Origin of the sequence: Kordia jejudonensis, from assembly GCF_001005315.1 — a bacterium.
GTDB lineage: Bacteria > Bacteroidota > Bacteroidia > Flavobacteriales > Flavobacteriaceae > Kordia > Kordia jejudonensis.
Genome location: NZ_LBMG01000038.1, coordinates 55,891 through 67,498, shown reverse-complemented (window position 1 = coordinate 67,498; position 11,608 = coordinate 55,891). Strand labels below are relative to the sequence as shown.

Here is an 11,608-nt window from a genome sequence, read left to right as displayed (position 1 = left end):
ATAATTTTTAAACAGTAATACGATCAAAAAAACTTCAATCATTACAATTGAAGCTTTTGAGGGATGAGGATATTAAGGTTAATTATTTGTTTAGTTTAAATAGAAATAATAAGCCGTTACAAAGAATATGATTCCAACTATAACCGCAGTACAGAATCCTGCAATAAACCAACCGAAATATTTAATTCTCTGATTATTCATTTAATTACTATTGAATACGTAAATCTTTGCTAACTTTGTTAAAGTGGCAAGGCGAGAAGTTTTAACCTTACCTTTCATCGCCTTGCTCTAAACAGCAGATTAGACTAAAAATCTGCTTGTAAACACGTCTTGAATCGTGGCACTAGTATTCGAGAAAGTGCCTATTAGTAACTGAAAAAAAAGTTGAAAAAATGATACTATTCTTGACGTGTTTTTTTTAATTTACTTGAATTTGGATTTGATCTGTTTCATCATCTTTTCTTCCGCCAATATGCCATTTAATGTATTTATAGTCTCCTTGTCCTATACGTCCAGCTTTCTTTTCTTTTTCTATTAATTTGTCTATTTCTTTCCAATACTTTTTGGGTGCATGACCAAAAATCAAAAAGGGTGCGGCATAATTTTCACATTCTAGCTCTGTTATATTTGGATAGCCATATTTATTTACAATTTGAAGTAATGATTTAGTCGTTTTATAATCAATCTCTTTTTGTAAATTCATTAAAGAGTCTTGTGCTTGCGGTAATATTTTTGGTTTTGTATCAGCAATTTTTCTCGCGATTTTACCAAATTTTAATTGTTTTTCTTCAGGCAGATTAGCATATTCGGAATGACTCAAATTATTTACTCCCATTAAAGAATCTAGTACAACAAAAAATGGATCTTCTAATTCTTGCAAACCTCTGTAATATTGGTCTTGTAAATGTAAATTTGATAATTCATTGCATAATTCAGAATTGGTCATTTTTTTTTCTGTCTTACAAGAAATAAGTATGATAAAAAGGACTATAATTTTTTTCATAGTGTTAGTTTTAAAGGGAATTTTAGAAAAAATCCCCTTTAGATTTTTGTTTACTGTTGAATAGTACCACCCATTGTTCCGACTCTACCATTATCAAAAAATATGGTATCTCCCTTATCCAATCTACCGTTATCATTATCGTCAAAATAGGTGTCTTTTCCTGTTCCGCTAGATGATGTCCAAGTAGTTGAACAACCATAACCAATAATGTTATGAGCTTCTGTTAAATCGATTTTCTTTGAATTTAGTTTTTTCATTGGTAATAAATTTTAATTTCCCTTACTCTATTTAAGGCTTTTCAGTAACCGCCTGTAAATTATAAAATGATATTGCTTTTTCTTTTAAAGGATTCGTACTCCAATCTGACCATTCATTTGTTTTTGGATTGTAACCACATTTTAAAGGCTTTGAAAACTCATCTTCTGGGTTTTCTGTATAGGCTCTACAATCGGTGCATATATGGCGAAACTCACAGTCTTTACATACTGAAATTTTATCTTTGGAAATATTCCATATTTTAGTAAAATTACTATCTGAAATAACGTCTTCCAATCTTACTGAATCTGACGAACCATAACCGTTTTGCATGGATGGACAATTTTTTATAATACCATTCTTATCAATTGAAAGCTTTTTATTTAAACATGAGTTATAGTTCATACTTTCGGTAAATGCTTTCATATTAGCAGAAAAGAATTTTTGACTAATTTTTCCACAACATAATTCACTAATATAATTTTGCTTTGTGAACATTATATGTGCTTTACAATCTTTATTTGGAACTCTATTTTGATTGAAAGGACTTTTGAAAACTCGAATAAAATCCACACGTAAAAATTTATCTTTTATAGATGTTATCCATTCTTCAATATCTTTAAAAAAGGGAAGTAGTATTTCTACTGATTGAATAGTTGATTCGCTTTCATTCAAAAAAGAAAGTATATCTTCTAATATATTAACTCTGGCATTATTGAAGTTTCTTATTTCAAGATGTCTACAATGTAAGGTATTGAGTTGTTTCAAGATATTTACAATATCATAATTAGAATTTTCATCAATGTCGATGATACTATTGTTAATGATTGTACTATCTGACCAGTCCATCGATAATTTTGGAAAAATAGTAGTTTGTTTTGTGAAAAATATAAATTCATTATCGTAGAGAAATTGAAAGTATTCTTCTATAATATCATCAAATTTGTTTTCGTATAGCTCTTTAATTCCAATAATGGTCTTACCTTCATTTTCTATCAATAAATCATATAAATCATTTGGGATTACTCTAACATCATTTCGCTGTAGATCACATATAGTACTTCTACTGATACCTTTTACTAGAATACAGTTTGCAAATAATTTGAATGGTATGTTAGTCTTCATCAAATGAGAATATTTTTGATATTGGTTTATAAAATTTTTCAGTTGAAATCTTATCTGAACCTATTTTCTTGATTAAGATAAAATGTTCTTTTTTTGCTTTTTTTATTGTAGCTGTTTCTGTGATTGTTGCCTTATGAAAAGTTAAAGGCAGTTGTTCTATTTTTATTAATTGCATACCTCTAAAAATTCTTTAGCAATTGATTTTTCTATATAATAGTTGCAGTTTTTGGACACCCAATCAAATTGCCCCATTGGATTGACTTCTAAAAAAACATATCGTTCGTCAGTTGAATAAATAAGGTCTATTGAGCCAGTATTTAACTTGACTTTTTTTGTAAATTCTAACAACTTTTTTTCTATATCAGTTGGTAGACTAATCGGCACACACCTATTAGGTACTTGATTATTATAGTTTCTGTAATCAACTTGTGTCTGTTCATCTTGTTGAGAAAAAATACCCATTGCAAACATCTTATTCTCAAAATAGAAAACTCTAATTTCAAATTCTTTTTCTATATACTCTTGCACATAAATTGGTGCAAATTGATCTTCCAAACCTTTAATTAAATCGTTCGTAACTTTGAATGTTCCTATTGAATTAATACAAATTTTTTCAGTTTTTATATTGATTGAATAACGTAAGTCTTTTGATATAATTTGATCATGTGTATTGTAAAAATCAATCAATTCTTTTTTGTTCGTAGTAATCATAGAATTTGGAATATTCAAATTACATTCTCGCGCCATCATGAGATGTTCTAGCTTATAGTTTTCTACTTCACTTGTGTAAGAACCAATGTATTTTCTAGTGTTCTTTAAATATGTTTCAATTGACTTTACTAAACTATCTTCTTCTTTCTTTAAATAGTCCGTTACTTTTCCTAAGCCATTTAAAGAATTGGGTACGTGTCTTAATCTACCGCGTCGATGCCATACTGATGTGATGCTATCTAAATCAACATTATTAACTTTCAGTTTTGATGATGTATTGCTTAGTGAAAAGTGATTCAAAGAATTGAAATCTTCGGTGTTTAGTCTCAAAAAGTTAATTCCATAGTAATTCAACCACTTTATGACATTATTTGTTGAAACATCATACTTACTGCTTATTAATAGAATCATTCTTTTTACGTCCTGTATAATTAATTTTTAAATCTTCTGGAATACTAAATTTCATGTGTTCTATTATCTTGTTGTATTTAGCATCATCAATGTTCCCTTTTTTTCGCTCTTTATTTATTATGATTTTTATTTCTTTCCAATATTTTTTGGGAGCGTGTAAAAAGAATGGAAGTATAGATACATATTCAAGATTTGAATTAGTTTCATCAACATATCCGTGCTTTTTAATAATTTCTATAAGCTTTTTGGTATTTTCATCATCTTTTGAAAACTGAAACTTCCAAAGTGTTTTCCTTTCTTCCTCGCTTAGTAAATGTTGCTGATCGTAAAAAATACCACTTCTATATAACTGATCTTTTTCAGACATCAATTCAATTTCTTCAATTAAAGAAGTAGCTAGTATTTGTTTCTTTTTTTCTTCTTGACTAAACAATATTAATGGTAAAAGAAAAAACAGGTATATAACTTTTTTCATGATCTTGTTTTTTAACACCTACTTATACAAATAATACTTTAGTATAAGTAGGTTACTGATTTAATAATATAAAAATTACAATCTGTTTATTACAGGTGTTGTGTGGTAAAAATGCATCGATTCTCCTGCGTTCCATTTTCCATCGCCATTATCATCTACAAATAAATCACTTTCATAAGCCATATTTTGAATAGTTCCACCTCCAGTTGCATGAATTCCATCAAATCCGCCATAGATAGAAGGAATTTCTACTTTTAAAGTTTTTAATTTTTTTATACTTTTTGCTTTCATAATTTTCTAATAAATTTTGTTAATAAATTTTTAAAGTCTAGTGACTACGAATTCGTCTCCTTCACTCCATTTGTCATCGTCGTCTCTATCAATATGAACATCAGTATATTCTGGTTTTTCAGGATCGCCCATTGTAGTTTTATGGAGTTTTGTTCCTCCATAAATTTGAGATAAATTAACTTTTTCGATTTGCTTAAACTTGTTTACTTTCATAAGTGTATAAATAATAGTTTTGCTTACTCTATTCTAATAGGGTTTTCAGCATCGCCCATTTTAAATTCTGCAATACAACTTATGGAAATAGGGGAATCATTCTATAATATGATAACTACAAATAAACTAAAAAATTGCACAATAAGTAAGGGGAATCTTCCCCTTATTTTAGGTAAATTACTTTTATTTTCTGTCTTTTCCGAATATGGTATTTGTTTGTGTTGTTTATTATTCAGAAATTAATAATAGCAGCTTTCTTTGCGCTTAATTTTAATATCTTTGGTTATCGACCAAAACAAATATAATAAAAGTTTTATAAATTATATAATTTTTATACAAATTAAAAAATATGAATATCAATCGAATACGTAATGCCATGAAAGAATTGGATATTAGCGGGTATAAAATCCAACAGATTAGTAACGGTTTGCTGTCTCAAGTTTCGGCTGATAAAATTAAAAACGGAATCATTGACAATCCAAGAGAAAAATCAAGACAAGTACTAACCGACATACTGTGTACAGAGTTTAATGTATCTCGCGAATGGTTGACGGATGGCACTGGGGAAATGTTACTAGAATCGAATGATTCAAAAGATATATACTTAGAGAAGCTTGGTGTTCGTTTTGAACTTATAGAATTGGTAGATCACTTTGTTAAGAATAAAGAGGAATATTATAAGAAGTCGGAATATTTGAAGTTATTTATAGATAATTTAGCAGAACAAAAAATACGTCAAAGATTAATTGAGTTTGGAATTATCAAGCCACATTCAACCGATAAAGATTCCGATTAAAAAGCTAAATCAATACCTTTAGGTAGGTGACTTAAATAATGGTCATTTTCTTTTTTCATGCGTTCTACTTCTTTTCGGAGTTCTTCTACTTTTTTTTCAATTTCCTCTATTGCTTTATCAGAAGAATCTTTTTTTAAATATCCGAGTTTGTGTAAATGTTTTACTTTTTTGATATTATGGTTCTTCATGGTAGGGTATTTTAAATTCCTCTATTTCTTTTGTATATCCATCAATATAGTCTTCTTTCTTTTTAGTATCGCTTATAAAATTTGGTGTTATATTGATTATGAAATACCATAAACGTTTAAAGTTTTCTTTATGAATGAATACGATAGACTCTTTTTGAATTATCCACTTTAAAAAATACCTACTTGCAACTGTTGAAATTGAAGCAATAACCAACATTGTGAAAATATATGCTAAGAAGGGTAATTCAGATTTTGGGTAAAAAATCCAAACTAAATAATAGAATGCAATAGTCATAAAAGCAAAAGAACAAAATTGATACGCTCTTTTTAATGATTTGTATTCTATCAATTGAAGCGTAATGTAGAACAAAACTGATAAAATTAACAGCACTACAAAGACGCTAGTTTGATATAAAAAAACATTCATGTTTTTAAAATAGAAAACTTTTGATTCTTGTTTAACTAAACCAAGTTCTTTATACTTTATGTTAGATTCATCATAAAGAATAAGGTAATCAGTTAATAAACTCCTATTAAGTTCGTCAAATTCATTTTTGGTAATTATACCTTTAGAATAGTGTTCTTGGTTTATTCTCAATTCTGCAAACTTAGTATCTCTTTCCTTTTTTACTTTTTTATGTGCAGATCTTGCTTGTACTACTTCTGGATTCGTAGTTGGAAAAAATACATGAGAAAAAACTGCAATAACAGAAATTATTGCAGTTATGTATAAAATAAATCTAGTCGTTTGAATCTTCTTCGTCTTCGACTCCTGGAGCTGTAACGTCTCCCTTGTCTGTTGCTTGAAATTCTTCATATTCTTGTTCTTCAACACTATTAGGTGTACAGCTATTAAAAAGTGATAATCCGAACACTAATGCACTAATACATACAATTTTTCTCATGGTTGTTTGATTTAATAATTAACATTAAATCAAATGTATATGAAAACGGCAGTAGTCAGAAATTTACACCTTATAAACACTGTAAAGTTATAGCTAAAGTAGTAATATTATACAATCAAATATAATATTTAATAGCGAATTTTCATTCAAAATGTGGAATTATGGTTTTGCCTTACTGACTAAATGGTATTTACTTTTAAAGAAATTTATATGAAATAATATACTATCTTGTTTTCACATCAAATTATATTTGTTTTACATCAGAAAAAAATGTTTTTGATACTAACTATAATTTAATCGTATTAAAATTTTCTTATTTCAATACATACAAAAAAAACTCATTATGATCATTTTGTTTACACTCCAAAAAAAAATCATTGTGAATCTTAACAAAAACATGATAACAGAGCAATAATATAAATAACATAATGGATAAGCAAAAAAGATATCACGGCGAAATATGGTTTTTAGGAAAAGAAAGTCAAAAACAATTCGGTATTCTATTCTTTAAGGAGGATGATATTTTTATTGAAACCAATCTACATTCTTCTGAAATGGTATTTAAGGAATTACAAATCGTAGGTGTTTTTACAGGACTTGGATACGCAACTTTTGTTGACTGCTTAATACAAAATCAAACTTCAGGGATTATAGAATCCAGAGTTTACAAGCCTAAATATCTTTTTGTTAGTAATGAACATATAATTTTAACTGAAAATTTATTGATAAAAGAATTCTATGTCATTAATGAAGCAATAGTCAAATGGATAAATCACGCTGTCTGGTATAATAATCAGACAAACTCTTTGAGTAAAAAGGAATTTACAGATCAATACGAAATCCAACAAGATGAATTTATGATTGAAATTCAACAATTCATAAGTTATCGAATGAAGAATCGTTCAAAACTTGTTATAAGTAATCACGGAAAGGTAAAGTTTATTTTAAAAGAAGCTGTTAGTGTTTTAAAAGCCATCGAAATTTATGATCAATTTCAAGAAGTGCTTCAGTTTTTAAGAGGAGGTTCCAGCAAGTTTAGCGAATTTAAATTTCAATGTTTAGGTTGTAATGCTTGGCAAGAGGTTTACTATAATGATAAAAAACTATCAAAAAGTACGTATAATTTTATATATACAGAATATAAAGACATTAAAAGTGAATTATCTAAAATTCTGATTGCAGCTTATACTAACGATAATTTTAGATTTTGTCTACATAGATTAATGGATAATTTTATCTCAAGTGGTATTAGTCATAGTAAGCGATTTACAAATAGTATTTCTACGTTTGAAGCGTTTTGTAAAATTTACTCAGGTATTGATCAAAATAATTTAAAAAAGTATATTAAGAACTACGAAGAAATTTTTAAGTCTATAGGAAAATTGACTGATGAAGAATGGAGTTCATTTGCAGGAAAAGTGATACGATCAAGGGATTATCATGTTCATAGTAATCAAAAAAATAGAGGTATTTATTCTGACTTTGAGTTACTATACGTAAGCTTCTTATTTGATTTTGTGATTGGATATTTATTAGCTAAAAATATTGGACTTTCAGAATCGATACTTGACAAATTTATAAATCAGGGAAATAGAGTTTATATTGATATGAAACGTACAAATCAAATTCTAAGTGCTAATTCGTTAAAAGATGAGTAAAATAGTTACTTTATTTATTTTTAGAAAATAATAAAAAACAACTTTTTGGTATAAGGTTTTGTAAATCAATTGTTTTGAGAATAATTTTTATTAAAATTTCATCTAGTTTTTGACAAAATTTTGATTAGTATTTATTTAATATTGGTATAAACTTTGTCAAAAATTATATTAATGTTTGTTTAGTATTTCAATAAAACTTGATAAAATTTTCAATAAATTTTGCCAAATATTCCACAAAAACTTCACAAATTTTCAATAAATTTTTGTAAAAATATCTAATAAAATTTGTTTTTGTTTGTACTAGATTTGTGTAAAAATTGTGCTATGTTTTAAGTGAAATTGCAAAAAGTTTATATTGTTTTTACTAAAAAGTTCTAAAAGAATTTGATGAATTTTTATATACTTTTTGAATTGATTTTTTTGTTTTTGAAATTGCGAGATAAATATTAGCTAAGGTTATTTAAAGTAATACTTTAAGTGTTTTAAAAAAAATTATCATCTAATAATATCACTTTCTTTATGAAAAATAGTTTGCACTCTTTATTGATCTTCAATCAAGGTGAAAACAAAAAAGCTACCTTTTTTACAAAAGGCAGCTTCAACTAACTATTAAGGTTTTTTAGGGCAAAAAAAGATTAATTGTTTCTTTGGAAAACTAAGGTGTCTGTTCCGCCATTTCCACCACTTATATCTTGTAAACTAATTGTAGTAGAAGAATAACTGATGATATCCCAATCGTCATTCAAATCGAAAAATTCACTTGTATTAGGTACGTTGAATGAGATATTAAAATCAATATCATCATCAGAACTACTGTCATCACTACTATTACTATCATCTGAAACAGACCAAGTTCCTTGTATTTGATTTGTTCCATCACTAGCAGTTACTGTTCCACTAGCTTCAAAGGTAAAATTGTAGTTATTAAAATCGTTGGTTTCATCTTGTCCAGAGTCTACAAAACTTGTAATTCTCCATGTGCCTGATTCGGCAATATTTGCTATTTCGGCAATGGTTTGAGAGTTGTCAATAAGCACATCATCATCTGTTTCACAAGTAGTTGACATAAGAGAGAAACTTATCATTAATAAAAAAACTAATTTGAATGTTGTTTTCATAATTGTAAATATTTAAAGTTTAGAGAATTTAAGCACATCTGTTCCACCATTACCGCCACTAACATCTTGGAGAATTACTTCCGTAGCCGTTACAGAAATCACATCCCAATCGTCATTAAATTCGTCAAATGGAATTCCACTGAAATTAAGGTTTAGTACATTTCCAGCATTTTGAACATTCCATGTTCCATTAATTATAGTTCCATTTGTTGCTTGTACAGTTCCATTACTCATAAATGTCAGTTGATATCCTGTATAGTCAGAAGTTTCATCAGTTCCATCGTCTGTGTATGAATCTACAATCCATGTGCCATCACTTAGAATGGTGTCTAAATTGTTTGTGCTTCCGCCAGTTGAAGGATTGCGTTCAAAAGTTAGATAGTCGATACTTCCATCGCCACCACTCACATCTTTTAAGCGTATAATGTCATTGGTAACTTCCAACACATCCCAATCTTCAGCCAGTTCGTCTAAAGGAGAAGTATTACCAAAGTTTAAGTTGAGTTCTAATGCTGTTTGATCGCCAACAGACGTATTCCAAAAACCATTCGTAATTGTTCCCATTAAGTTAGCAGTTGCAGAACCATCAGAAGCGAAATTGAATACATAATCTGTATAATTTGTTGTTTCATCTGTATCATCAAAATAATAAGTAATATACCAATCGCCCATAGTAAGTGAATTGACTAAAGCAGTGTCATCCACATTTCCATTGTTTCCTGAAGATGTGCAGTCACTTTCAAATCGTAGACGATCATCTCCAAGTCGTAAATCTACTTTTGTCTCATCATTTTCTTGTTCTATCTCATGAAGATTCCAAGTAGCGTTAAAGTCTGGGAAATCAGGTATATTTATGATGACTGAAATGTTATTTCCTGAACCAGAAGATTGCCAAGTTCCTGCAAAGTTTCCAGTACCAGAAGTGATTTGTATGCTTCCATCTGTTCCAAAGTTGAAATTGTAACCTACATAGGTATCTTCTAAATCATTGTCATTTCGTTCTAACTTATCTACCATCCAATTGGAACATTGACTTAATACGGTTGCTAATTGATCGTTTGTACAGTTGTTGCAATCGTCATCATTATAATCATAGTCATCGTCTTCATCGCATACATCATCATAGTTATTGATCGTGTTTTCTAGTTCTGTAAAGTTATTGATGGTAATGGTTTGTCCATCAAAGGTTGTCACTGTAATTGGAAATTGAATGGTAATGATATCGTTGTCATCAATATTTTCAATAAACGCATACATTTCTGCATCATTCATAATAGAAATAGTTTCTAACAATTCATTATTTGTATTAAAGAATGAAGCGACAATAGGATAATTAAAATCTAAACACTCAATATCGTCATCACTTACATTTTGACCGTTACAATTGGCAGTAAATGTTGCAAATTCAGTGGCATTATTAATCACTACTTCTGTAAAATCAGTTAATGTGATGGTAATAGGAAATTGAATTTCTAAATTATCATTATCATCATCAAATTCATCAAAAATAGCTTCAATAGTGGCAAAATCCTCTTGGGAATCAATTGTTATTTCCAGTCCATTTACAACTACCGTGACAGGCAACTGAACAGTAGTACAATTTGCATTATCAATAATATTATCAAAAGAACCATCATTGGTTGCAGTGCGTTGCATCAGGCTTTTTACTGGAGAGTTGATATCCAACGTTTGTTCCTGTGGCGCTTCAATAACTTCCATGTCTTCTGTTCTACAGGAAGTACTTACCATTACAAAAAGTAATGCAATTGCGAAAAGTTGTGTTAGTGCTTTCATAAGTATTTAAGTTTAGTTTTTTCTTCTTTTGCTAATACAACAACCATGAAATTAAAATCCCTGACTTTTGATTAAAAAAAAATGAGTATCTTGATTTTTTAACATTTTTATACGTGGAAAAAGAACTAGAAACTCATGTTTGCGAAGAACGTATTTTTGAAAGTATCTATCGGAAGCTTTCAAAAAATATACATGATTTTTTATATTACAAATATGGTAGCACTTGCAATCCTAATGATACTACACAAGAAGCCTTTTTAAAACTTTGGAAGAATTGTGGTATGGTTTCTCCTTCCAAAGCAAAATCTTTTCTCTTTACAGTTGCTAATAATTTAGTACTAAATCAACTAAAACATGAAAAAGTAAAACTGAAATATCAAAAAACCAATACTCAAACCCATACCAACGAGAGTCCTGAATTTATTATGCAAGAAGCGGAGTTTTTAGAGAAATACAATTCAGTTTTAGAAAATATGAAAGAGGAATACCGAGTCGCTTTTTTGTTAAGCAAGGCAGAAAACAAAAAACAAAAAGAAATCGCAGAAATGTTGGGTATTACTGTTAAGGTAGTAGAATACAGGGTTCACAGAGCTTTTATGATATTAAAAGAACAATTAGAAGGATTTTCCATAAAATAATCAGGGATTTTTTAAAATGAGTTGTTA

The 11,608-nt window shown here is 28.7% G+C and carries 16 protein-coding genes; 3 read left to right on the top strand and 13 right to left on the bottom strand.

Annotated elements, in window-relative coordinates; genetic code table 11:
• Positions 1-418: 418 nt before the first annotated feature.
• The 8 genes from AA089_RS17300 to AA089_RS17265 form a co-directional block, all read right to left on the bottom strand.
• A complete protein-coding gene (locus tag AA089_RS17300; RefSeq protein WP_156169078.1) occupies positions 419-1,003 on the bottom strand; it encodes a hypothetical protein in 585 nt (194 codons plus the stop codon).
• 50 nt (positions 1,004-1,053) lie between these two features.
• On the bottom strand, positions 1,054-1,260 hold the full coding sequence (locus tag AA089_RS17295; protein ID WP_046758245.1) for a hypothetical protein: 207 nt from the start codon (positions 1,258-1,260) through the stop codon (positions 1,054-1,056).
• A 31-nt stretch (positions 1,261-1,291) separates the two neighbouring features.
• Entirely contained in the window at positions 1,292-2,383 is a 1,092-nt protein-coding gene (gene gwsS / locus AA089_RS17290) for a grasp-with-spasm system SPASM domain peptide maturase (protein ID WP_046758244.1), read from the bottom strand.
• A complete protein-coding gene (locus tag AA089_RS17285; RefSeq protein ID WP_046758243.1) occupies positions 2,373-2,558 on the bottom strand; it encodes a hypothetical protein in 186 nt (61 codons plus the stop codon). Before AA089_RS17285 ends, gwsS begins: the two co-directional genes overlap by 11 nt.
• Positions 2,549-3,505, bottom strand: a complete 957-nt coding sequence (gene gwsG, locus AA089_RS23840) for a grasp-with-spasm system ATP-grasp peptide maturase (RefSeq protein ID WP_053002526.1) — start codon at positions 3,503-3,505, stop codon at positions 2,549-2,551. Before gwsG ends, AA089_RS17285 begins: the two co-directional genes overlap by 10 nt.
• Complete coding sequence (locus AA089_RS17275; RefSeq protein WP_046758242.1) at positions 3,483-3,980, bottom strand: hypothetical protein; 498 nt, start codon at positions 3,978-3,980, stop codon at positions 3,483-3,485. Before AA089_RS17275 ends, gwsG begins: the two co-directional genes overlap by 23 nt.
• A gap of 75 nt (positions 3,981-4,055) precedes the next feature.
• Positions 4,056-4,271, bottom strand: a complete 216-nt coding sequence (locus tag AA089_RS17270; protein ID WP_046758241.1) for a hypothetical protein — start codon at positions 4,269-4,271, stop codon at positions 4,056-4,058.
• A gap of 30 nt (positions 4,272-4,301) precedes the next feature.
• Positions 4,302-4,484 carry a hypothetical protein gene (locus AA089_RS17265; RefSeq protein ID WP_046758240.1) on the bottom strand — a complete coding sequence of 61 codons (183 nt, stop codon included), beginning with the start codon at positions 4,482-4,484 and terminating at the stop codon, positions 4,302-4,304.
• Between the two features lie 349 nt (positions 4,485-4,833).
• Here AA089_RS17265 and AA089_RS17260 point away from each other — a divergent pair, with 349 nt between their 5' ends.
• A complete protein-coding gene (locus tag AA089_RS17260) occupies positions 4,834-5,280 on the top strand; it encodes a hypothetical protein (RefSeq protein WP_046758239.1) in 447 nt (148 codons plus the stop codon).
• On the opposite strand, the gene AA089_RS17255 is transcribed toward AA089_RS17260, so the two are convergent.
• Genes AA089_RS17255 through AA089_RS24920 form a run of 3 tightly spaced genes read right to left on the bottom strand, consistent with a single transcriptional unit; the run spans position 5,277 to position 6,373 of the window.
• Entirely contained in the window at positions 5,277-5,468 is a 192-nt protein-coding gene (locus AA089_RS17255; RefSeq protein ID WP_046758238.1) for a hypothetical protein, read from the bottom strand. The genes AA089_RS17260 and AA089_RS17255 overlap by 4 nt on opposite strands.
• The gene (locus AA089_RS17250) at positions 5,455-6,285 is read right to left on the bottom strand and encodes a hypothetical protein (RefSeq protein WP_046758237.1); all 831 of its coding nucleotides are present in this window, start codon (positions 6,283-6,285) and stop codon (positions 5,455-5,457) included. The genes AA089_RS17255 and AA089_RS17250 overlap by 14 nt, the downstream gene beginning before the upstream one ends.
• Entirely contained in the window at positions 6,209-6,373 is a 165-nt protein-coding gene (locus tag AA089_RS24920; RefSeq protein ID WP_156169077.1) for a hypothetical protein, read from the bottom strand. Before AA089_RS24920 ends, AA089_RS17250 begins: the two co-directional genes overlap by 77 nt.
• 428 nt (positions 6,374-6,801) lie before the next feature.
• Here AA089_RS24920 and AA089_RS17245 point away from each other — a divergent pair, with 428 nt between their 5' ends.
• Positions 6,802-8,031 carry an ApeA N-terminal domain 1-containing protein gene (locus AA089_RS17245; protein WP_046758236.1) on the top strand — a complete coding sequence of 410 codons (1,230 nt, stop codon included), beginning with the start codon at positions 6,802-6,804 and terminating at the stop codon, positions 8,029-8,031.
• 635 nt (positions 8,032-8,666) lie between these two features.
• On the opposite strand, the gene AA089_RS17240 is transcribed toward AA089_RS17245, so the two are convergent.
• Positions 8,667-9,098 (bottom strand): hypothetical protein, encoded by a 432-nt coding sequence (locus tag AA089_RS17240; protein WP_241480009.1) that lies wholly within the window; start codon positions 9,096-9,098, stop codon positions 8,667-8,669.
• 63 nt (positions 9,099-9,161) lie between these two features.
• Positions 9,162-10,943 (bottom strand): hypothetical protein, encoded by a 1,782-nt coding sequence (locus AA089_RS25585; RefSeq protein ID WP_064972227.1) that lies wholly within the window; start codon positions 10,941-10,943, stop codon positions 9,162-9,164.
• A 113-nt stretch (positions 10,944-11,056) separates the two neighbouring features.
• Between AA089_RS25585 and AA089_RS17230 the strand changes: the two genes are divergently transcribed.
• On the top strand, positions 11,057-11,581 hold the full coding sequence (locus AA089_RS17230; RefSeq protein WP_046758235.1) for an RNA polymerase sigma factor: 525 nt from the start codon (positions 11,057-11,059) through the stop codon (positions 11,579-11,581).
• Positions 11,582-11,608: the final 27 nt, after the last annotated feature.